We start from the raw sequence: 21,967 nt of genomic DNA on the forward strand, positions 1-21,967 counted from the left end.
TCTACCTTGTTCAGCCTAAATTTATTTAATCTAAGCCGTTACCCTATGCCAATCGTAAACCGCTACAAATACTTGAGTAGTTTTTGCAGCTTATTCATATCGGCGGAATCACCCACTAAGCGCACGTCGCCGTTTATCATGCCGTCGAGAAAGGCCTGCTGTGTTGGCTTTTTGAGCACTTTCAAGGCGGTATTCTGATCACGGAAGCGTAGCTCAAGATCTAAGTCCACAGGCAGCCCTTTGCCGGTACTGATACTTTTCGGTGTCATCCGGTAGTGGCGGGCAATACTTAGATCTTCCGTGGCAATCCCCCAGTCCAGGCCGCGCATGCGTTCTAACTGTTCACGAAAGCGCGGCTTGCGGCGCAGGGCACGTTTGAGCAGTACGCCCAGTAGCCACAGCGTCAGCTTGAGCTTCATTAAGAAACGGCGTCCTTAAGTCCTTTGCCTGGCTTAAAGGCAACGTTTTTGCTGGCCGGAATCTGCAGCGGGGCACCGGTTTGCGGATTTTTGCCGGTACGTGCTGCGCGCTCACGTACCGTGAAGGTACCAAAACCAATCAAAGCGACATCTTCGCCCTTAGCAACGCTGTTGGTGATCTCATCCAGAATAACGTTCAGCACTTGGCCAGCTTTATCTTTGGATAGGTCGGCACTTTCAGCGATGGCTGCAGCGAGTTCAGGTTTGCGCATAAGGAATCTCCCCTTTTTAAAAGAAATCAAACATCAAACAAATGCATGTTGTTGGGTGCGTAGCCGATTAGGTTAGCTTCTCTAGCCTAGTCGTGAACGCGACGAAAATCAGCCTAGCAGTGCAGGTGCTGCTCTGGAAAGCTCCACTTTCCTTCTCACGCAGCCGCCTGTCAACGCAAAACCAATCAAACGACCGTCTTTATTTTCAGCCAAGGCACTGATATCACCGCCTTCGCCTTCAATTCGCCAGTGCTCAGGCGTGTTCGTTGGCGGGTAGGCCACCACTGGTAGCAGCGGCGTTTTAACCACTACCGGCCAAGCACCGAAGCTAACCGGAGTGGGCGCGCCTGAAAGGGTTGCCGCCAGCGCCTTAACGCTGGCTTGTAGTGGCTGCACGTACATGGCATTAACACCGTCTACGCAGGCTGCATCGCCTAGGGCGTGGATATTGGGGTGCGATGTACGCAACTGGCGGTCAACGACTATACCGCCAGGTGATACGTTTAAACCAGCCGATTCGGCAAGTGCTGTGCGAGGTACAAGGCCGGTTGCCATCAACACGAGATCAGCGCTGACAGCGTCGCCGTTATCCAGACGTAATACGATATCTTCGCCGCTTTCGGCCGCTATCGAATCAATCGAACGTGCAAGGTGAAGATGGATACCTGCTTCGCTAAAGGCATCGCCTAGGGCGTTCCCTAAGGGCGGTGGCAGCAAGCGAGGAAGTAGGGTTCCTTCTGGGGCAATGAGGCTGACACGATGGCCGCCAGCGTGGAGGTCGTTGGCAAATTCACAGCCGACCAGCCCCGCGCCAACAATCGCCACCCGTGCAGGGCCCTGGCTTAGCGCCGTGTGAAAGCGGCGGTAGTCATCCAGGTCGTTAATGGTAAAGCAGCGTGGGGCTACGCTGGGTTCAATGCTGAAGGGCACCCGTGGTGCAGCGCCAGTGGCCAGTACCAGTGTGTCGTAGCCGAGCACCATGCCGCCTTCGAGCAGAATTGTTTGGTTATCCACATCCAGTGCGGTTACCTGGGTGTGGATAACCATTTGGGCATTTAGCTCTTCGCCCAGGTCAGTAGCGCTGCGCTGGGCTAATTGTTCGGGCACCAGGCCCTTGGCGAAGCCGGTGGAGAGCAACGGCTTGCTGTAATCATCGCCGCTGTCGGCGCTCACCAGCGTGATTGAGCGTTGGTCGCCCAATCGGCGCAACGCCCGGGCAAGGCCAACCCCTGCCATTCCAGTGCCAATAATCACCAGCGCAGAGTGCGAAGAGGTTTTCTGTGTTTGGGTGGCGGGCATGCAGACACCAAAAAAGTTGCTAAATAAGGTTGCGAAAAAAGAAGCGCTAAACCGAGTCGTTAAAAAAGTCGCTGAAACAAAAGCCTTTCAGTGCTCATGTTACACTAGCCAACCCGTTAATTGCCCTGGAGAACTCGGTGACGGCTGCTGCTTTTCGGCAAACTCCTCTATTTTCCCGCTGGCGCCCGATTGATGCGGCGCGCCCGGCGATGAGTGCTTCCTGGTGGCAGTGGGTTGCCTCCACCGACTCGTTAACCGCCCACTTAATGGTCGCAGGTGGCGAGAAGCCGTTTCGAGTACGACTGTTGCGCCAGGGGGTTGGTTGGCCGCGCCAGGATGAGGCTCAGGCGCTGGGCATTGGTGCCAAGCGTTACGCCTGGCTGCGGGAAGTGGCGCTGTGCTTAGATGGAACGCCATGGGTGGTGGCGCGCTCGGTCGCCCCGCTCTCACAGGTAAAGGGCCAACGGCTAGAGTGCCTGGGCGAGCGCTCGCTAGGTAGTTGGCTATTTCGCCAGCCGGGTTTAGTGCGTGGGCCATTGGAAGTAACGACGCATTCCCCCCAGTTTGCTAGCGTCAACGGCATACAGGAAGGCTGTGCCTGGGGAAGGCGCTCTGTTTTTTATCACGGCTGTAAGCACGGCAGTCTGTCGTTATTAGTGCAAGAGTATTTTTTGACGGCGATGGCGGATGATCTTGGCCTGCCTTCGCGCTAGGCTAGCGCCTGCATCTTATTCTTCGTGAGGTAAGCATGGATCGTTCACTGTTGCGGCCGAAGGGATGGGCTCGCGTGGCAGATTTTTTACAGCTGATGCGCTTGAATCGGCCGATAGGCACATGGCTTTTGATGTGGCCGACGCTGTGGGCATTATGGGTGGCTGCGGAAGGTGTACCAGGGCGAAATGTGCTGCTGATTTTTGTGGCCGGCGTTTATGTGATGCGCGCTGCGGGCTGCGTGGTCAATGACTATGCGGATCGCCACTTCGATGGGCATGTGAAACGCACAAAACAACGTCCGCTAGCGACGGGCCGTATCAGCGAAACCGAAGCTCAACTGCTGTTTATCGCCCTGGTGGCCGCTGCGTTTATTCTGGTATTACTGACCAACTGGTTTACGGTGCTGCTCTCGCTGGGCGGGGTGCTGCTGGCGATTATTTATCCGTTTATGAAGCGCTATACCCACTTTCCTCAGGTGGTGCTGGGCGCGGCTTTTTCCTGGGCAATTCCGATGGCTTTTGGCGCCGTGCTCGGCCACGTGCCGCTGGAAGCATGGCTGCTATTCTGCGCTAATGTGTGCTGGACAGTGGCCTACGATACCCAGTACGCCATGGTCGATCGCGACGACGATTTAAAAATTGGCATTAAATCGACGGCCGTGCTGTTTGGAAATGCGGATCGTTTGATTATCGGCTTACTCCAGCTAGCCACCCTGGGGTTGCTGGCTTGGGTAGGCTGGTGGGTTGGTTTAGGTGGTTTCTTCTGGTTAGGGCTAGCGGCAATGGCAGCGACTTTTCTGCATCAGCAGCGCTTAATTCGCGACCAGGAGCGGGATGCCTGCTTCCAGGCGTTTCTCAATAATCACTGGTCGGGACTGCTGATTTTTGCCGGTATCGCGCTAAGTTGGTGGCCTGCGGCTGGCTGATCGAGGCGATTGTCATGTAATTGTCATCAAGTCATGGTGTTATCGTCACTGACATGTCATTGATCTGTTTTTCTTTGAACTGTTTTTCTTTGAACTGTTTTTCTTTGAACTAGTTTCTTTGAACACCGTGAGGCTCTGGTATGACCGCCAAGACCGTTCTGATTGTCGATGATGAGGCGTCGATTCGCGAGATGATCGCGGTAGCGCTGGAAATGGCTGACTATCGCGTGCTCGAAGCGGATAACGCCCAGGATGCCCATGCCATGGTGGTCGACCACCAACCCGATTTACTGCTGCTGGACTGGATGATGCCCGGCACTAGCGGTATTGAGCTGGCGAGACGCCTAAAGCGTGAAGAAACCACCGCTGAAATCCCGATTATTATGCTCACCGCGAAAGGCGAAGAGGATAATAAAATTCAAGGGCTTGAAGCCGGTGCCGATGACTATATCACCAAGCCTTTTTCACCCCGGGAATTGGTGGCACGGCTAAAAGCGGTGCTGCGCCGTGCGACGCCACGTGGCGTTGAAGACCCGATTGAGATTAACGGCCTGCTGCTTGATCCGGTGAGCCACCGGGTAAGTGCCCACGGCAAAGCGCTGGAAATGGGCCCCACCGAGTACCGTTTGCTGCAGTTTTTTATGACTCACCAAGAGCGCGCTTACACACGTAGCCAGCTGCTTGACCAAGTGTGGGGCGGCAATGTTTACGTTGAAGAGCGCACGGTCGATGTGCATATCCGCCGCTTGCGTAAAGCGCTGGGCGACGTGCATCAAAACCTGATCCAAACGGTTCGGGGTACCGGTTACCGTTTCTCTGCACGGGTGTAAATGTGCGTTTATGGAGTCGTGAGCTGTGGCGAATAGCGTGGCTGGCCACGCTGGGCACTTGCTTGGGCTGGCTGTTGGGCTCGGCTGGGCTGGGGCTTGCAGCAGGGCTTGCGGGATGCTTGTTTTACCACTTACGACAGTTACGCGAACTCTATTTGTGGCTCACCCTCCACCCTAACGATGAACCGCCTGCCGCTCGCGGGATGTGGGGCGAGCTATTCGATCGTTTATACCGCTATCAAAAAAGTCAGCGCATCACCCAAAGCCGTCTGCGGGCTACTTTGGCACGTATTCAAGAGTCGTCTGAAGCAATGCGTGATAGCGTGGTCATGCTTGATCGCCACGGTGATTTGGAGTGGTGGAACAGCGCCGCCACCGCCATGCTGGGGCTACAAACCGCCCATGATCGTGGTCAACACATTACCAACCTGCTGCGCGACCCGGGCTTTATCAGCTATTTTAATTCGCGTAACTACAGTGAGCCGTTAACGCTCACCTCACCGATTGATGAACGGCGAATCCTGCAGTATCAAATTACCCTCTACGGTGACGACGAACGCTTAGTGATGGCTCGCGATATCACCCGCTTGCATCGTCTTGAGCAGATGCGGCGCGACTTTGTCGCCAACGTTTCCCATGAGTTACGTACGCCGCTGACCGTTCTCTCCGGCTATTTGGAAACCTACAGTGATATCTCCGACCAGCTTCCGCCGCGCTTGGGACGTAGTATTCAGCAAATGCAGGAACAGACCCAGCGGATGCAGAATCTGGTCAACGATTTATTGCTGCTCTCGCGTTTGGAAATTGACCAGGGCGGCCAAGATCATCATCCACTGTCACTCGAGCCTTTACTGCAAAGCGTTTGTGATGATGCGCTGGCCCTATCGCATCAACGTCATACCATCACCGTCGCCCTTGAGAGCGATGCCCGACTGTTAGGCAGTGAACAGGAGATTCGCAGCGCCGTCTCTAACCTTGCCTTTAATGCGGTTCGCTACACGCCTGCTGGCAGCCAAATCACCCTGCGCTGGAAAGCTAGTGCTACTGGTGGCGGCTATATCGATGTGGAAGATAACGGTGAAGGGATTGATCCCGTTCATATTCCCCGACTAACAGAACGCTTTTACCGTGTTGATAAGGGGCGCAGCACTGCGACTGGCGGCACAGGTTTAGGCTTGGCGATCGTTAAGCACGTGCTGTTGCGCCACGATGCGCAACTACAAATTGAGTCCCTTCCCGGCAAGGGTGCGTTGTTTCGCTGCGCCTTCCCCCCCTCGCGTCTTGTTTAATTTAGCAAGTCATCCCATCGCATAATATTTGTAGCAATGTGCAATATTGGCATGCAAGGTTGGTAAAGCTTTACCCATGTGCCATTTTTACACAGCTTAAAGCGTTGTGTCGTGACTCAGTCGATGCCTTTTTGGCATAACTTATTTTTAATTAAGAGACTGATTTTGTTGTTTTTATTTATATGCTTAAGTTTTTTGGCATGCCTTCTGCAGAGTACAGATTGAAGGAAGATGACCGCAGGAATTGCTGGCTTCTCAGTAAGCCTTTCTTTCTTCATTAAGCGGTACTAAACAGCGATCGGAGGTAGGATATGACGTCCAAGGATTTTCTCAAGAAAGCTGGCATTTTAGGTGTATCTTTTGGTCTGATGGCAAGCCCATTAGCTTTTGCACAAACCGATGAAAATTCGGCGATTGACGAAAACCAAGGTATTACCGCTGACGAGCAACCGATGGATTCCCAAGGTACCGGTAGTTCAACTGGCAGTGATACAACAGACATGACTGACGATTTAACCCATGACGAAGGTGATGGTGCCAGCGACATGGATCCGCAATCAAGCAGTCACTCAGACGATGCTGAGTATGACAAGGATGAGCTTGTAGAAGAAAATGGCGGTAGCTAATTATCAATGACCTTTTAGATATCATTAAAAGCTTTTTCAGAGAATGAATAAGCGATTAACAGGATGTTACAAAAGCAAGAATGCTTTTAAGATTCACGGATGAATCAGTAGGCAATCAGAACACTAGTCAGGGTTAATTCCAAGGTTGGAGCCCCGCACAAGGAGTGGAAGCTAGCGTTAGTTATTACCTATAGCCAATTCTGATATCGGGCCCCGCAATGCGGGGCCTAATTTTTGCTGCCTACTTTTTATCTCGCTTATCCCCCCGCTACTTTCTCCCCTATCTTTTCCGCCGATCTTTCTTTGCGCCTCTCTATCCAATGCCATGTCTTGTTTTTTATGAATTGATGCCGTAGCGCTTTGTTGGCATCGAGCCTTTTATTTTGCTGAGTGTGTCATAAAGGCACAGACAGTTTTGCGCATGTGTCATTAGTGCACATGTAATTAGCGTGCTTTTGTTTTTAGCGGTGTATAATTGTGCACAATGTATTTATTTTAAATTATTGATTTATATAATTATTTTATTTTTATAAGAGAGTTGGCATTACATATGCTATCTAGAGGTAGTGAAGCTAGCCGCAGTGAGATCTGGCCAGAGAGCCCTTCTCACTTCACTTCAGCGGTATCAAACGGTCACCAGGAGTAAATAGTATGTTTAACGATTTTGTTAAAAAAGCAGCCGTCGTAGGTCTCTCTTTTGGTTTGCTGGCAAGCCCGCTTGCCTTTGCCCATATGTCCATCGAAGCAAATCAAGATTTGACCGTTGACGATGAGCCTATTCAAGCTCAATCACATCATACCTCGGGTCAGGCTAAATTTAGCCCCTCTGATTTGATGTATGACGAAGGCGACCGCCCTCGAGTCATCAAGGCAGAGTCGCATCACACTAGCGCTCAAGCGGAGTACACAGCAAAAGATTTGACCCAAGACGTAGGTGATGGAAACGTTTGGTAACAAAAATTTGCAATTCTGAAGAAATATATTACGATTAACATGTGAGCTAAACACGCGAAAGCGTGTCACACCGATACGGATGCATATCGATTCAAGGAATGAATCAAACGACAATCAGAGCGTTGGTCAGGGTTAAATTCCAAGGTTGGAGCAGCCCCGCAAAAGGAAAGGAAGCTAGCGCTAGTCATTGTCAAAGTCTTGTGTCCTTAGACCCTGCTGATGCGGGGTCTGATTTTTTGTGGCATCCAACACCTCTCCCACACTATTCTTGTTTTAGTTTAAGGTACGGCTTTCTAGCGGAGCCTAATTTCATTGCGGCGCTATTTATACACTGCCCATCATCAGCCTGCCGGTGGGTTATGTCTCAGGCATCCGGTCTCACAATCATTTTGATCCTAAAGGGTGAGCTAACTTTTTTGACGCCTAATATGCAACGCAAAGCGTAATAGCCGTTCTAATCATCGATGAACGGAATCCATGGATAATGAGGAGAACATCTTGCTGTTAAAAGAAATGAGCCAAAAAGTCGCCATAGTAGGTATTGCTTTTGGTTTGGTCGCGAGCCCCATGGCGATGGCGCACTCATCTATTGAACTGAACCAAGACCGTACCGCTGGTCAGGATGTCATCAACAAACCTGAGTCGCATGCAGCTTCCAAACCATCTCATGTCTCTGCGGGCGACTTGAACCGTGACGAAGCTGATAGCTTGGACTTTTCGCCTTCCAGTAGCCGTCCTTCTACGGCTGAAAAAGGGCCTACTTCTCGCCAAGAGGGTTACACTCCTGGAGAACTCAACCGGGATGAAGGTGATAGCACCGACTGGTAAATAATAGGATAAGTGTAACTGCTAATGTAAGCGTTACTCGCTAAAAACCCCGCTTCGGTGGGGTTTTTGCTATGTGTTAAAAGCCAACGACATCAGTGGTGATGCCCATCAGCAGCTTCGCTACCGTCTTGGGCGCTCTGTATCCAGACCTCGATGTCTACGTCACCTTGTTCAGCGAAGGTGAGCGTGAGGGGAAACCGCTCACCCTCCTTCAGCGGCTCGGTTAAGCCAATCAGCATTAAGTGAAAGCCGCCACCAGGGCGCATGGCATAAGTCTCCCCTGCCTCGACACGAATCTCGTCCACATGCCGCATCTGCATCATATCGCCGTCCATTTGCATATCGTGCAGCTCAACGTTGCTGCTCGCAGGACTGCTCGCGCCAACCAGAGTGACGGGGCTTGAAACGGCGGTGATATCAAGGTAGGCGGCACCGTTTACCGCACCCGGTGGGGTTGGGGTAGCGAAGGGGTGCGCAATGCGAAGAGTCTCTGTTTTTACGTCGTGGGCTAACGCCATAGATGTCATCGAAATAGACATAGCGCCAATCAAGAGTACGCCACCCAGCCAAGCCATCGGTTTTATCATGCGGTGATTCCTTTGTTGTTGATTGAGCCCAGGATAGACGAACAAAACATAAAGGTAGCAAATGACGTAGCCTGGGTAATAGGCGCCTACTGCGGTGTAATGCCACGTGCATCGCCACGTACGTCTCTATAGTGGTCGTCCCACAGCAGTACGGCACCCGCAACGGCGCCGGGAATCAAAAACAGGTTGGCCAGCGGAATCCAGGTAATTAAGGTCACTAACCCCCCAAAGGTGAGGCTTTGCCACCAGCGCTTAGAGAGCCGTTGGCGCATATCGGCAAACGTTACTTTGTTGTTATCCATTGGGTAGTCTAGATAAGTGATTGCCATCACCCAGGCAGAAAACAGTGCCCAGAGTAGCGGAGCAACTATATTGACGCCTGGAATCCAGCTAAGCACAAATAGGCCTGCGGCACGAGGCAGAATATAGGCGAGCTTAACAAACTCGCGTCCCACAGCATCGATGGCTGTTTTGGTCAGGTTTCGGTCATCAATGGGTTCGCGGCCAGTGGCTTGGATTTCAACTTTGGCGGCTAAAAAGCCGTAAAAAGGGGCTGCAATCAAGCTGGTAACCAGCGTGAAGGTAAAAAACACCACCACCAACAGGCTAATCACAAACAGGGGCCAGATAAGCCAGGATAACCAGTCAAGCCAAGCGGGTACCATGCCCATCCAATGGGCGAGCCAGCCATCAAAACGGTTGAGCACAAAGCTGAACATGCTCACGTAGACAATCAGGTTGACCAGAATAGGCAGAAAAACATAGCGGCGCATACCCGGTTGATACACACAGCGTGTACCTCGGCTAAGCGCAGTGACAGCATCCAGCATTTAGGTGAGCTCCTCGTGATTCCAACGTCCAGGCTGCGTGGCAGCCTGGACGTATTGCAGGAGGAAAGCCCCATCAGGTCAAGACTTTTTTGGCACCTGTGGTTCCAGTTCATCGGTGTCGCTATGGCGAATATCCAAACCTTTGACGAGATAGACCACGTACTCAGCAAGGTTATCGGCGTGGTCGCCTACCCGCTCTAGCGCGCGCAGTACCCACATGATGCTGAGTACTGACGTAATAGAGCGTGAGTCTTCCATCATAAAGGTCATTAATGAGCGCATAGCGCTGCTGTACTCGTCATCCACCAGTTCGTCTTCGCGTACGACCTGCATAGCTAGGTCGGTATCAAAGCGGGCAAAGGCGGTGAGCGCATCGCGCAGCATTTTACGTACGTGCTCGCTAATGTGACGCACCTCCACCAGGCCACGAATGGTGCTAGAACTTTCGCTCAGGAGCAGGGCGTTGCGGGCGATTTTACTGGCTTCATCACCAATGCGCTCTAAGTCTGAGGTGGCGCGGATGACGGCCAGCACCAGACGCAAATCGGAAGCAGCAGGCTGGCGGCGCGCCAGTACGCGGGTGCATTCGTCGTCGATTTGCAGCTGCAGGTCGTTGACTTGGCGGTCATTGTCACGCACCTGCTCGGCTAACCGGGTGTCTCCTTCCAGTAGGGCAAAGACAGCGTCCTGCACTTGTTTTTCCACCAGACCGCCCATGGCCATCAGGTGGGTTTTCAGCTCTTCCAGCTCCTGGTTGAACTGGCGAGAGATATGCTGGCTGTGAGAGTCGCTAGTAATATCCATGGAGCACTCCTGACGGTTCAGTTGCTAAGGCCTAGGTGATACGGCCGGTGATGTAGTTTTCAGTGCGTTGCAAACGGGGGTTGGTGAAGACCTGATCGGTAGGGCCGTATTCAACCAGCTCCCCTTGATGCAAAAAGGCGGTGTAATCCGATACGCGCGCCGCTTGTTGCATATTGTGGGTGACCAGGATCAGCGTCAGCTCCGACTTGAGGTTACGGATCAACTCCTCAATTTTGAGGGTTGAAATTGGGTCTAGCGCTGACGCTGGCTCATCAAGCAGCAGCACGTCGGGCTGTACTGCTAAGGTACGGGCGATCACCAGACGCTGCTGCTGGCCACCGGAAAGCTGCCAAGCGGAACGGTGTAGGCGGTCTTTCACTTCATCCCACAGAGCGGCGGAAGTTAACGCCCACTCAATAATGTCGTCCCTTTTGCGCTTGGGCATGCGCTGTTGCAGTCGTAGCCCAAAGGCCACGTTTTCATAGATCGACATGGGGAAGGGGTTGGGCGTTTGAAACACCATCCCGACACGCCGCCGCAGCTCAGTCACATTCATTTGCGGGTCATGAATATCCTGCCCTTCCAGCGTGATTTGGCCGCTGTGGGTGACTGACTCATTAAGATCGTGCAAACGGTTAATTGCCCGTAACAACGTCGACTTACCGCAACCTGACGGGCCGATAAAGGCCGTTACACGATGCCGGGGAACACTGAGGGTTAACTCGCGCAACGCCTCTTTCCCCGCGTAGGCGAGGCTAAAGTGATCGATACTCAGGCAGCTGTGCTCGGACGAAAAGTGCGCCACTGGTGCCTGAGAGGTATTGGCTGAATGTAATGACGCTAGCATTCGTTTCCCCGTTGACGCCTAAGATAATGACGCAGAAATATGGCAGTTAGGTTAAGCACCAGCACAATTAACACTAAAAGTAGCGCTGTGGCGTAAACCAGCGGTATGGCAGCCTGCACATCTTCGCCGTGAAAGGCGGTATCAAATAAATGATAGCCAAGGTGCATGAACTTGCGCTCTAAATGTAGGTAAGGAAACTCACCATCGATGGGCATTTGAGGCGCCAGCTTAGCGACGCCAACCAGCATTAGCGGCGCCACTTCGCCGGCCGCGCGAGCTACTGCTAGAATGATACCTGTCAGCATGGCAGGGGCTGCCATGGGCAGTACAATGCGGGTGAGCATCTCTAAGCGCGTAGCGCCGAGCGCCACGGCGCCTTCCCGCTGCGCCTCGGGAATCCGCGCTAACCCCTCTTCTGTTGCCACAATCACCACCGGTAGGGTCAGCAGTGCCAGGGTGAGCGACGCCCATAACAGGCCGCCGGTGCCAAAGGTGGGCGAAGGTAGGGTATCGCTGAAAAACCACTCATCCAGCGAGCCGCCAATGCCGTAAACAAACACTCCCAAACCAAATACGCCATACACAATCGACGGAACGCCCGCCAGGTTGCGCACACCAATACGTACCAGCCGGGTCAGCCGCCCCTGGTGAGCGATTTCATTGAGATAAATAGCGGCCAGCACCCCAAACGGGGTCACCATCACCGACATTAAAATCACCATCAGCACCGTGCCAAATATCGCGGGCCAGACGCCACCGTCGGTATTGGCGGCCCGTGGCCCCTCACTCAGAAACCGCCAAACTGCATCCCCCCAGGCGAGCGTTTTCTGCCACACGCTCATGGCATTGGGAGCCTGAGCGTTCGCCACGCTGGCCAGCGGTTGGCGCAGGGTTTGGCCGTCCACGGTGGTAAGCAGCAGTTGGCTATCCTGGCGTTGGCTGGCGGGAAGTGCCAATAAAGCGTTTAATCGCTGCCAGGCAGCGTCTCCCTCCCAGCGTTGATCATGCTGCTCAATGGCCACCAAGCGGCCAATAAAGTCACCCCAGGGGCTGCGATCAAGACGAATCAAATCGTCTGGCTGGGCGCGCTCGGCAATTTCATCAATCGCCACCCAGCGCCAGCGAACGCCCTCTATATCCTGGTTGCCGGTAAAGTAGAGGCGTTCATCCCCAGCTCGCTGGGGTAGCGCGACTTCGCGCACAGCTTGACCAGCAAAGGTTTCACCCGAGTCAAGGGTGACCTCTTCCAGCGTAGCGGGCCAAAAGTGCCCTAGCCCGCGTACCAGCAGTAGCGCGAGTAAGGCGCCCAGCATCAGCAGGGAGAGCGCTACGCTGGCTGCGCAAAGCCAGGGCCATACATCATTTACCCGGCTAAAGCGCCGGCGGCGAGAGGCGGTGTGGGTCGCAGAGTTCATCATGTGCCCCCCATCTGGCGGAAGCGGCGGCGTAAACGCTGGCGGACGACCTCGGCAAGGGTGTTGACCAGAAACGTGAAGATAAACAGCACCAGTGCAGCCAAGATCAGCAGATGGTAGGTTTGGCCACCGGGTGACGCTTCAGGCAGCTCAATGGCGATAGCCGCGGCCATGGAGCGCATGCCTTCAAAGGGGCTGGCGCTAAACAGAGCCGTATTACCGCTGGCCATAAGCACTATCATGGTTTCGCCCACCGCCCGGCCCGCACCGATCATTATCGCCGAGAAGATACCTGGGCCCGCTGCCACCAGCGCCACTTTCCATAGCGCCTGCCAGCGGCTGGCCCCCATCGCCTGGGCGCCCTCGATTAAGCTAGCAGGCACATCGGCGAGCGCGTCTTCTGCCAGTGAATATATGCTGGGAATAACGGCAAAGCCCATGGCAATGCCGACAATCAGTGCGTTACGGGTGGCGTAATCCATGCCATAGCGCTGGTCGAGTAGCTGGCGTAAATCACCGCCTAACCACTGCTGCTCCATCCAGGGCGCGAGCCATAGTGCTATCGCCACCATTACAGCGAGCCAGGGAACGAGCCAGAGGCCCGCCCAGGAGAGCGGTAAGCGGCGGCGTAGGCGTGTTTTGGCCCACTGCCAGAGTAAGCCGGCAAGCGCTGCGCTAAGCGGCAGCCAAATGATTAGCACCAAAGCGCTGGCGAGATGGCGTTCTACCCAAGGTGCCAAAATAAGGCCGGCAATAAAGCCCACCACCACACCGGGGATCGCCTCCATCATTTCGAGCGCGGGCTTGATCCGCGAGCGCAGGCGCGCTGACATAAACAGCGCGGAGTAGATGGCGGCCCCCAAGGCCACGGGAATGGCGAACAGCAGTGCGGCTAGGGCGGCTTTGAGCGTGCCCCACGCCAGGGGAGAAAGCTTAGCCAGCGCTAAGGTATCGCCAATCGCCAGCAGCGGCAGGGTTTCCCACACCAAAAAGACACCGATAGCCAGAATTGCCAGCAGCACGCCTATGCCGCCAGCGGTGATTAAACCGGTGGCCATGCGGTCTTGCAGTAGCCTAAGTGGCTGTCGAGAAGAGGTTAACCGAGGTAGGGTCATGTGGATATCATGGCAAAACCGAGGTGATCATAGCGCTGACCAATAGGTAGTGAAAAACCAGAATGTGGTGAAAAACAGTGCATAGACAGGATCCCTACCCTAAGACAATTATGTGTCAGTTAGATGACAGTGGTTTACCACCTCTGTTGTGCACTAAGGACACTGGAGGTTAATGGTACAAAGCCGGATGCGCGCGCAATCTGCTGGCCCTCATCGGACATAATCAACTTGAGCAGTGCCTGCTCGGCGGGGGGTAAGTTCTCCCCCGGCGGTAGGTTCACATAGAGGTAAAGATAGCGCGACAGCGGGTAGTCACCGCTCTGTATAGCCGCTTCATCGGGCGGTATCGCAATGCCATCATCGTTATACAGGCTCAATGCATGCACGGCTGGGGTGAGGTGGTTAAACCCCGCATAGCCCATCGCATTGGCAGATTCGCCAACGGCCGCGACCACCGCCGATGAGCCGGGGTGCTCACTAATGTCGTTACGAAAAAGACCGCCACATAACGCCCGCTGTTGAAATAGCCCATGGGTACCCGAGGCAAGGTTACGCCCATGCAGCGCAATGCTACCAAATGACCAGTCACGGGTTGCCGATAGCTGCTCCCAGCGCCTGATCGGCGTTTCGCCACCGCAGGCCAGCGAGGTTGAGAAGATCGCATCAACCTGCTGGCGGGTCAGAGCGCGCAAGGGGTTATGGCGGTGTACGACTACAATCAGTGCGTCACGGGCGACTTTTAATTCCAGCGGTGGATAGCCATAGCGCTCAATAAAGTTATCACGCTCTTCGCTGGTCATCGGACGAGACATCGGGCCAAGCCGGGTGGTGCCAGCCATCAGCGCCGTGGGCGCACTGGCTGAACCACTTGCTTGAAACTGCAGCTTTACGTCAGGATAGCGGGTGGTGAGGGTTTCACCCCAGCGCAGCATTAGCCCCGCCATAGTGTCGGAGCCCACCGCGCCCAAGGTGCCGCTAATAACTGCTGGCTGCTGCCCCCAGGTCAGGGGCGTTATCAGCATCAGTATAAACGCCACCCAGCTCAGTACGGTGCGACGAACGGCGGAAGTTAACCCCCTATTAATGCAAAGAGTCGTCAAACGAGTATTCAAACGAGCGTCCTCTTATGGTTAACTAAATTCATTCCTTTGTGTTGCGATGCAGCAACACGCATAAACAACGTGCCACTCTGCAACGTTTACAACAATAAACTGACTAAGCGACTAACTCATGACTCTTCTGGAAACCGATTTGGATGACGTACCGGCCCCTCAAGGGCAGCTTACTTTAAAACTACTGGCTTCCCGCCAAGATACCAATTTTTATGGTGATATACCCGGTGGATGGCTGGTCAATCAAATGGATCAAGCGGCTGAGCTGGCGGCCGGTCGTGAAGCGGGTGGTCGCACGGCGACCGTGGCGATTGAAGCCATGGACTTTTTAAGCCCGGTGCGCGTTGGCTCAATGGTCAGCGTTTACACCCAAGTGCAAGAAATTGGTCATAGCTCGATCAAGATTGATGTGGAGGTCTGGGTGCGTCCTCCCCATGGGCAACGCATAGAGGAGCGCCAAAAAGTTACCGAGGCGCGCTTTGTGATGGTTGCGTTGGACGATAATGGGCGCATCCGAGCAGTACATAGCGACTAGCTCACTTCAACTTGAAATAGCAAAAGGGCGCTTAGGGCGCCCTTTTGTCGTGCTTGTCATTTACTTGTCTAGCGGCTCATTAACCGTCGACGTTATCGCGGTTCTTGAGGTAGGCGTATTCACCCACATCGCTGAACGGGCGCAGCAGCTTCTGGAAAGCCGAATAAGACTCGTAAACACGGCGAGACTCTTCGTCGCTGTCGACCTGGCGCTGGATGGCTTCCAGTGAAGAGGTGTGAAGCGCTGCCATTACGTCGTCAGGGAAAGTACGTAGCTGAACGCCATGCTCATCGACCAGAGTTTCCAGTGCTTGCGCGTTGCGGAAGGCAAATTCGCTGATCATGGCCAGGTTAGACGCCCGCGCCGCTTCGCGGATCACGTCCTGCAGGTCTTCTGGCAGGGAGTTCCAGGCATCCAGGTTGATCGTCCCTTCCAGTACCGCAGAGGGCTCGTTCCACGCCGAGGTGTAGTAGTAGTCAGCCACCTGATGCAGGCCGAATGCCATATCGTTATACGGCCCCACCCAGTCAGCGGCATCCAGCGCGCCGGTTTGCAGCGAGGTGAAAATTTCTGAGCCTGGCATAGTAACCGTACTGACGCCGATGCCGTTCATCGCCTCACCCGCCAGGCCCGGCAGGCGAAGTTTCAGCCCCTGCATGTCGTCGAGTGAGTTGATCTCTTTCTTGAACCAGCCCGCCATCTGCGTGCCGGTATTGCCCACGGCAAACGGCTTCAGATTGTGATTGGCGTAGATCTCATCCCAAAGCTCCTGACCGCCGCCGTGGTACAACCAGGCGTTCATTTCGGTAGTCGTCATACCGAAGGGTACAGCGGTAAAGAACTGTGAGGCAGCGACTTTGCCACGCCAGTAGTAAGAGGCAGAGTGGCCCATTTCAGCGGTACCAGCTGCTACCGCATCGAAGACTTCCAGGGCAGGTACCAGTTCACCCGCGCCGTGGACGCGGATCTGCATGCGGCCGTTGGAAAGCTGTTCTACCCGGCGGGCGAAATCATTCGCACCAGTACCCAGGGCAGGGAAGTTTTTTGGCCACGAGGTGACCATGTCCCAGGTGAAGGTTTCTTGAGCGCGAGCACTTGAGGTGGTTACGAAGGGGGCGGCAACGGCCCCGGCGACGCCAAGGCTGGCAGTTTTGAGGAAGTGACGGCGTTGCATGGTGAGCAAAACTCCGGAGATTATAGGATTTTTTTGTCAGCGCGCACAAAGGCGCAATGTCCGTTCGCCAGTATGCGCTAAGCGGGTTTTAATCGGCAAGCCATTGCACTCAACGCCACGCGCGTAGCGGCTTAAAGCGGCGTTAGCTTAGCAAAACCAAGCACTAGCCATTTGACCCCTTCGCCTTCAAAGCTGACCTGTACCCGGGCGCGGGCACCTTCGCCTTCCGCGTTAAGAATAATCCCTTCGCCGAACACCGGGTGCTCAACGCCTTGGCCGACATGTAAGGCGGGTATATCACCGCTGCTCTCGACACTTTGCTGAGCAAAGGAGGTGCGCGACGCGGTGACTGGGCGGGAAATATGCCCGCGCAGACGGACTTCTTCGAGTAGGTGCGGCGGTAGTTCGCGCAAAAAACGCGACGGGCGTGGAAACACTTCTTTGCCGTGCAGGCGGCGGGTTTCGGCGTGTGTGAGGTAGAGCTTCTGCATCGCGCGTGTGACGCCGACGTAACAGAGCCGGCGCTCCTCTTCGAGCCTACCCGGCTCTTCCAGGGACATCTTGTGTGGAAACAGCCCCTCCTCGACACCGGCAATAAATACTACCGGGAACTCCAGGCCTTTGGCGGAGTGCAGCGTCATCAGCTGTACGCTGTCCTCAAACTCTTCGGCTTCGTGGTCGCCTGCGTTAAGAGCGGCCTCTGAGAGAAATGCTTCCAGTGCCGCCATGCCTTCGCCCGCTTCAGGCGCTTCAAAGACATCGCCTTGGGTAAAGGCACGGGCAGCGGTAACCAACTCTTCCAGGTTCTCGACCCGCGCTTGGCCTTTCTCGCCGCGCTCACTTTTGTGATGCTCTATCAGACCCGTGTGTATCGTGACGTGATCGATAATTTCGTGCAGCGCCATGCCAGAGGCATCGTTATCGAGCTGCTCGATCAGGTTGGCGAAGGTTTGCACGGCATTGGCCGCGCGGCCTTTCAAGGTGCCGTCGTTAATCGCATCGTGGAGCGCTTGCCAGAGAGGGATACTTTGTTCCCGAGCGCGCAGGCGGACAATCTCGACCGTGCGCGTGCCGATGCCGCGAGTGGGTACGTTAATCACCCGCTCCAGCGAGGCATCGTCGTCGCGGTTGAGCATCAGGCGAAGGTAGGCCAGGGCATTCTTGATTTCCAGGCGCTCGTAGAAGCGGTGGCCGCCGTAAATACGGTAGGGCATGCCTTGGCGAATCAGCGTCTCTTCCAGCAGCCGCGACTGAGCGTTTGAGCGGTAGAGAATCGCGATATCGCGGCGGTTAAAGCCTTCGTCGACCTTCTCCTTGATGGTATCGACGATATAGCGGGCTTCTTCCAGGTCGTTAAACCCAGCGTAAATTGAGATCGGCTCGCCTTCGATGCCGTCAGTCCACAGGTTTTTACCCATCCGCTCGCTGTTGTGGCTGATCAGCGTATTGGCGGCTTCCAGGATGGCGCTGGTGGAGCGATAGTTCTGTTCAAGCCGTACGGTGTGGGTTTGCGGAAACTCTTGCTCAAAGCGGCTGATATTCTCCACCTTGGCACCGCGCCAGCCGTAGATCGACTGGTCGTCATCACCCACCGCCGTCATCGGCGTCTTCATGCCGGTGAGCAGTTTTAGCCAAGCGTATTGCAGGGTATTGGTATCTTGGAACTCATCTACCAGTACATGACCAAAGCGCTCCTGGTAGTGGTTTAACAGCGCCGGGTTGTCGCGTAGTAGCTCCAGGCTTCGCAGCAGCAGTTCACCGAAATCGACCAGGCCGCCGCGCTCGCAGGTGAGCTGGTAGCGCTCGTAGAGCTCAACCATCTGGCCCATGTAGGCATCGCCATCCACATTGACCTGGTGCGGGCGCAGCCCCTCCTCTTTGCAGCCGGAGATAAAGTGCTGCACTTGGCGGGGTGGGAAGCGTTCATCGTCGATCGAGTAATCTTTCAGCAACCGTTTGACCAGGCGTAGCTGATCGTCAGAATCGATAATCTGGAAGTGTTGCGGCAGCTTGGCGTCCTGCCAATGGGTGCGCAGCAGGCGGTGGGCGATGGAGTGAAAGGTGCCTACCCACACATGGCGCATCGAGATGCTCAGCAGTGCCTCAAGGCGGGTGCGCATCTCTTTGGCGGCTTTATTGGTAAAGGTCACTGCCAGCAGAGCATAAGGGGACAGCCCTTCGGCCTGCATCAGCCAGGCGATGCGATGCACCAGCACGCGGGTTTTACCGGAGCCTGCGCCTGCGAGCACCAACAGATTACCTTGGGGGGCGCTCACTGCTTCGCGCTGGGCGGAGTTGAGCTGATCGAGAATCGCCGTGACGTCGTCCATAGTAGCCGCTGCCGGATCAAAAAATAGGCGGCTAGTCTAGCACAGCCAGCGAACTGGCTGTGTATACAGGTGTAGTGATTGCAGTTATTCGCAACTGCTACCTTTAAAAACTTTCTAACAGCGCCCTCGCGTAAGCCTGTCCTCGGCACCGAGGCTTATAGTTATGGCAGCGCTAAGAAGCTAATTATTCTTCTGGGAAACGCAGCGTATTCAGGCTCTTTTTAACTGCTTTGAGCTGTTCGGCGAGTTTCGGCCCGCGGGTTTTGGCCACACCCACGGCGAGTACATCGATCAGCACCAGATGGGCAATGCGCGAGCTAAGCGGGGTGTAAATCTCGGTGTCTTCATGAACATCGATATACAGCGGCAGGCTGACCTCTTCGGCGAGTGGCGAGCCGCTGGGGCACAGGCCAATGACTGTTGCACCCGCCTCGCGAGCCAGGCGTACGCTGGCGACTAGCGCTTTGGTACGGCCGGTTTGTGAAATTGCCACCACCACATCGCCATCGTTCAAGGTCACTGCCGACATATTCTGCATATGCGGGTCGGCGTAGGCAGAAGTGGAGATCTGCAGGCGAAAAAACTTGTGCTGGGCATCAAAGGCCACTGCACCGGAAGCCCCAAAGCCATAGAACTCGACCCGGTTGGCCATCGCCAGGGCGTTTACCGCACGGCCCAGGGCATCGTTATCCAGCCGGTCACGAACCGAGAGCAGTGTACCCACGGTCGAATCGAAGATGCTGTGGGAAAATTCAGCGACCGAGTCGCTGTCGTTCATGGAGAATTGCGCGAACTGACTGCCGCTGGCCAGCATTTGCGCCAGCTGTAGCTTGAAATCCTGAAAGCCATTGCACCCCAGCGCACGACAAAAGCGCACCACGGTAGGTTCGCTAACGGTGGCTTCGGTGGCCAGATCCACAATGCGCATGTGGATGACCTCTTCGGGGTTGCGCAGTACAAAACGCGCCACTTTTTGCTCGGAGCGTCGAAAGTGCTCCATGCGGCGTCTCATTTCATCGAACAGGGCGCGACTCACGTTCAGCTCCTTGGGTGCTCAACCAACAGGTAGTCAACAGTACGCCAATATACAGTCGTTTTAAACGACCGTTTCTGCCTATCTGCTCACTGTGATGCTTCGTATTGCTTCAATGCGATAAGGACAGTATGCCTCAATGAGCCCATAGGGCCACAAACTATTAGGCAGTGATCCAACAGCGTTTAAGGTCGTTAGTCAGTTTTTTTAAGATTGGTCATCATTTTGTCAAGTAGGTTATAGTAATAATTGAAGTGCCGCACTGCATCATCACAGTCGTCACGGATGCAGGTGGACGAAGGCATATTCATCTGGAGGAACGTCGATTATGAGAAACGTCGAACGAATCACCTCGGTTAAAAGCGAATTGCTCGACATCTTTATGAGTATGGAAGTCGATGAGCATGCCCAGCGCCAGCGCAGCGCTGCCCAACGCAGCTTAAGAGCGCGGCGGGGTATTGAGCTTCATCGTGAGTTTCAAAAGTTATCGCGGGATATCGCCCCCTTGCCCGATGAAGATCGGCAAGAGAGCGAATTGCACTAAGTTTTAGGATGCCAAGAGGTTAGGGGCGCAACTATTATCTGCGCAGAACCTCGCTGCCCTGCCGGCTAGCAGGGCCTTGGCGGCTCAGCTTAGATTAGCCCTGTTACGAACACGGCAACAACGCCAGCGGGCGCTACATAGCGCGCGATAATGTTCCATACGCTCTTGCCGGTCGCTGAAAGACCCAGTTCGTCTTCCACGCTGCTGCGCTCCAGGCACCAAGCGGTGAATAGAATCGCACCCAGCCCCGTCAGCGGCAGCATTATTTTGCTGGTCAGCGTATCCAGCAGGTCAAACACGCCCAGTCCAAACAGCAGCGGTTCGCTCCACACGTTAAATGACAGCAGCGCTGCAATACCCAGCAACCAAGCACCCACACCGGCCACAACGGTAGCCATGACGCGGCCTAGCGGCGTGCGCTCTTCAATGAATTCCACCACGGGCTCAAGCAGTGAAATGGCCGATGTTAATGCCGCAAACGTCAGCAGCAGAAAGAACATCAAACCTAAAAGTAAACCACCATCAATATTGCCAAAGGCCAGTGGTAGGGTGACGAAAATCAGCCCTGGGCCCGAAGCGACATCCAGATTATTAGCAAACACGATCGGGAAGATAGCTAAACCCGCGCCTAAAGCGATGACGGTATCCATGATGATGACCGTGCGGGCGGTTTGCAGCAGATCGATCTCTTTGTCCAAATAAGAGCCGTAAGCCATCATGATGCCCATACCCAGTGAGAGGGTGAAGAAGGCGTGGCCCAAGGCGGCTAGCACGGTTTCTGCTGTGAGCTTGCTCCAGTCCGGGTTGAACATATACGTCAACGCCTCGCCAAAGTGGCCGGTTGTCATGCCATAACCGATCAGCACGACCAGCAGTAGTGCGAGGACTGGCATCAGAATGCGTACAGCGCCTTCAAGGCCTTTGGTAACGCCGCGGGCGACAATCCCAATGACCAGCAGCATAAACACGGAGTGGCCCAGCAGCAGCAACCCAGGGTTACTCAACATGCCATTAAATAGCGCGCCAATGCCATCGGCATCTTGACCGCTAAAAGCACCGCTCACCGAGTTGACGGTGTAGTAGAGCGACCAGCCGCCAATCACGCTGTAAAACGACAAAATCAAGAAGGCCCCGACAATGCCGCTAATGCCCACGATGGCCCAGGCTTTGGGCTTTTTCGCCGTGCGCGCTAGCTCTGACATGGTGCTGGCGGGGTTCTTCTGGCCGCGCCGCCCCAATAGCCACTCAGAGACAAGAATGGGCAAGCCGATCAGCGCGATACAGAGCAAATACACAAATACGAAAGCAGCGCCGCCGCTTTCACCCACCATATACGGAAATTTCCAGATATTCCCTAGACCCACCGCTGAACCAGCGGCGGCCAGCACAAAGGTCATTCGCGATGACCACTGCGCATGCGCAAGCTTCGCCATACATCACCCATTAAGTCGATTGTTGTGTAAGTCACTGCGTGTTGAACACGCT

23 protein-coding genes are annotated in these 21,967 nt (G+C 54.7%); 9 read left to right on the top strand and 14 right to left on the bottom strand.

Annotated features, from left to right (window positions below; all coding sequences use genetic code 11):
- Nucleotides 1-62: 62 nt before the first annotated feature.
- From HZS52_RS04940 to HZS52_RS04950, 3 genes are all read right to left on the bottom strand, one after another.
- Entirely contained in the window at nt 63-419 is a 357-nt protein-coding gene (locus HZS52_RS04940; protein ID WP_022521104.1) for a hypothetical protein, read from the bottom strand.
- Complete coding sequence (locus tag HZS52_RS04945; protein ID WP_007112276.1) at nt 419-691, bottom strand: HU family DNA-binding protein; 273 nt, start codon at nt 689-691, stop codon at nt 419-421. The genes HZS52_RS04940 and HZS52_RS04945 overlap by 1 nt, the downstream gene beginning before the upstream one ends.
- 108 nt (nt 692-799) lie before the next feature.
- A complete protein-coding gene (locus HZS52_RS04950; protein ID WP_190374243.1) occupies nt 800-1,990 on the bottom strand; it encodes an NAD(P)/FAD-dependent oxidoreductase in 1,191 nt (396 codons plus the stop codon).
- Nucleotides 1,991-2,127: 137 nt separating this feature from the next.
- Between HZS52_RS04950 and HZS52_RS04955 the strand changes: the two genes are divergently transcribed.
- From HZS52_RS04955 to HZS52_RS04985, 7 genes are all read left to right on the top strand, one after another.
- Nucleotides 2,128-2,703, top strand: a complete 576-nt coding sequence (locus HZS52_RS04955; RefSeq protein ID WP_167522527.1) for a chorismate--pyruvate lyase family protein — start codon at nt 2,128-2,130, stop codon at nt 2,701-2,703.
- Nucleotides 2,704-2,738: 35 nt separating this feature from the next.
- The gene (gene ubiA / locus HZS52_RS04960) at nt 2,739-3,629 is read left to right on the top strand and encodes a 4-hydroxybenzoate octaprenyltransferase (protein WP_009286298.1); all 891 of its coding nucleotides are present in this window, start codon (nt 2,739-2,741) and stop codon (nt 3,627-3,629) included.
- Between the two features lie 140 nt (nt 3,630-3,769).
- The gene (phoB, locus tag HZS52_RS04965) at nt 3,770-4,459 is read left to right on the top strand and encodes a phosphate regulon transcriptional regulator PhoB (protein WP_009286297.1); all 690 of its coding nucleotides are present in this window, start codon (nt 3,770-3,772) and stop codon (nt 4,457-4,459) included.
- A 2-nt stretch (nt 4,460-4,461) separates the two neighbouring features.
- On the top strand, nt 4,462-5,748 hold the full coding sequence (gene phoR, locus HZS52_RS04970) for a phosphate regulon sensor histidine kinase PhoR (RefSeq protein WP_009286296.1): 1,287 nt from the start codon (nt 4,462-4,464) through the stop codon (nt 5,746-5,748).
- A 311-nt stretch (nt 5,749-6,059) separates the two neighbouring features.
- Nucleotides 6,060-6,374 carry a hypothetical protein gene (locus tag HZS52_RS04975; protein WP_022521110.1) on the top strand — a complete coding sequence of 105 codons (315 nt, stop codon included), beginning with the start codon at nt 6,060-6,062 and terminating at the stop codon, nt 6,372-6,374.
- Between the two features lie 651 nt (nt 6,375-7,025).
- Entirely contained in the window at nt 7,026-7,328 is a 303-nt protein-coding gene (locus HZS52_RS04980; RefSeq protein ID WP_022521111.1) for a hypothetical protein, read from the top strand.
- A 498-nt stretch (nt 7,329-7,826) separates the two neighbouring features.
- Nucleotides 7,827-8,156 carry a hypothetical protein gene (locus HZS52_RS04985; RefSeq protein ID WP_161463614.1) on the top strand — a complete coding sequence of 110 codons (330 nt, stop codon included), beginning with the start codon at nt 7,827-7,829 and terminating at the stop codon, nt 8,154-8,156.
- A gap of 92 nt (nt 8,157-8,248) precedes the next feature.
- Here HZS52_RS04985 and HZS52_RS04990 read toward each other — a convergent pair whose 3' ends face one another.
- From HZS52_RS04990 to HZS52_RS05020, 7 genes are all read right to left on the bottom strand, one after another.
- Nucleotides 8,249-8,743, bottom strand: a complete 495-nt coding sequence (locus HZS52_RS04990; RefSeq protein WP_223828053.1) for a copper chaperone PCu(A)C — start codon at nt 8,741-8,743, stop codon at nt 8,249-8,251.
- Between the two features lie 86 nt (nt 8,744-8,829).
- Complete coding sequence (gene cysZ, locus HZS52_RS04995; RefSeq protein ID WP_190374244.1) at nt 8,830-9,573, bottom strand: sulfate transporter CysZ; 744 nt, start codon at nt 9,571-9,573, stop codon at nt 8,830-8,832.
- A 78-nt stretch (nt 9,574-9,651) separates the two neighbouring features.
- Entirely contained in the window at nt 9,652-10,377 is a 726-nt protein-coding gene (phoU, locus tag HZS52_RS05000) for a phosphate signaling complex protein PhoU (RefSeq protein WP_009286294.1), read from the bottom strand.
- A 31-nt stretch (nt 10,378-10,408) separates the two neighbouring features.
- The gene (pstB, locus tag HZS52_RS05005; protein WP_009286293.1) at nt 10,409-11,224 is read right to left on the bottom strand and encodes a phosphate ABC transporter ATP-binding protein PstB; all 816 of its coding nucleotides are present in this window, start codon (nt 11,222-11,224) and stop codon (nt 10,409-10,411) included.
- Nucleotides 11,218-12,642, bottom strand: a complete 1,425-nt coding sequence (gene pstA / locus HZS52_RS05010; protein WP_141440245.1) for a phosphate ABC transporter permease PstA — start codon at nt 12,640-12,642, stop codon at nt 11,218-11,220. The genes pstB and pstA overlap by 7 nt, the downstream gene beginning before the upstream one ends.
- Complete coding sequence (locus HZS52_RS05015) at nt 12,639-13,754, bottom strand: ABC transporter permease subunit (protein ID WP_009286291.1); 1,116 nt, start codon at nt 13,752-13,754, stop codon at nt 12,639-12,641. The genes pstA and HZS52_RS05015 overlap by 4 nt, the downstream gene beginning before the upstream one ends.
- Before the next feature lie 134 nt (nt 13,755-13,888).
- Nucleotides 13,889-14,776, bottom strand: coding sequence for a PstS family phosphate ABC transporter substrate-binding protein (locus HZS52_RS05020; RefSeq protein WP_190374245.1), 888 nt, complete (start codon nt 14,774-14,776; stop codon nt 13,889-13,891).
- Nucleotides 14,777-14,984: 208 nt separating this feature from the next.
- Between HZS52_RS05020 and HZS52_RS05025 the strand changes: the two genes are divergently transcribed.
- Nucleotides 14,985-15,401: an acyl-CoA thioesterase gene (locus HZS52_RS05025; protein ID WP_022521117.1), complete on the top strand. Its 417-nt coding sequence runs from the start codon at nt 14,985-14,987 to the stop codon at nt 15,399-15,401.
- Nucleotides 15,402-15,480: 79 nt separating this feature from the next.
- On the opposite strand, the gene HZS52_RS05030 is transcribed toward HZS52_RS05025, so the two are convergent.
- The 3 genes from HZS52_RS05030 to hexR form a co-directional block, all read right to left on the bottom strand.
- Nucleotides 15,481-16,575: a TRAP transporter substrate-binding protein gene (locus tag HZS52_RS05030; protein WP_022521118.1), complete on the bottom strand. Its 1,095-nt coding sequence runs from the start codon at nt 16,573-16,575 to the stop codon at nt 15,481-15,483.
- Nucleotides 16,576-16,706: 131 nt separating this feature from the next.
- Entirely contained in the window at nt 16,707-18,905 is a 2,199-nt protein-coding gene (gene uvrD, locus HZS52_RS05035; RefSeq protein ID WP_009286288.1) for a DNA helicase II, read from the bottom strand.
- Nucleotides 18,906-19,089: 184 nt separating this feature from the next.
- Nucleotides 19,090-19,941, bottom strand: a complete 852-nt coding sequence (gene hexR / locus HZS52_RS05040) for a transcriptional regulator HexR (RefSeq protein ID WP_009286287.1) — start codon at nt 19,939-19,941, stop codon at nt 19,090-19,092.
- A gap of 325 nt (nt 19,942-20,266) precedes the next feature.
- Between hexR and HZS52_RS05045 the strand changes: the two genes are divergently transcribed.
- Nucleotides 20,267-20,482, top strand: coding sequence for a PA3496 family putative envelope integrity protein (locus HZS52_RS05045; protein ID WP_022521120.1), 216 nt, complete (start codon nt 20,267-20,269; stop codon nt 20,480-20,482).
- Between the two features lie 89 nt (nt 20,483-20,571).
- On the opposite strand, the gene HZS52_RS05050 is transcribed toward HZS52_RS05045, so the two are convergent.
- Nucleotides 20,572-21,915, bottom strand: a complete 1,344-nt coding sequence (locus HZS52_RS05050) for a sodium-dependent transporter (protein WP_022521121.1) — start codon at nt 21,913-21,915, stop codon at nt 20,572-20,574.
- Nucleotides 21,916-21,967 lie beyond the last annotated feature (52 nt).

The sequence above is a fragment of the Vreelandella titanicae genome, from assembly GCF_014697095.1.
Lineage (GTDB): Bacteria > Pseudomonadota > Gammaproteobacteria > Pseudomonadales > Halomonadaceae > Vreelandella > Vreelandella titanicae.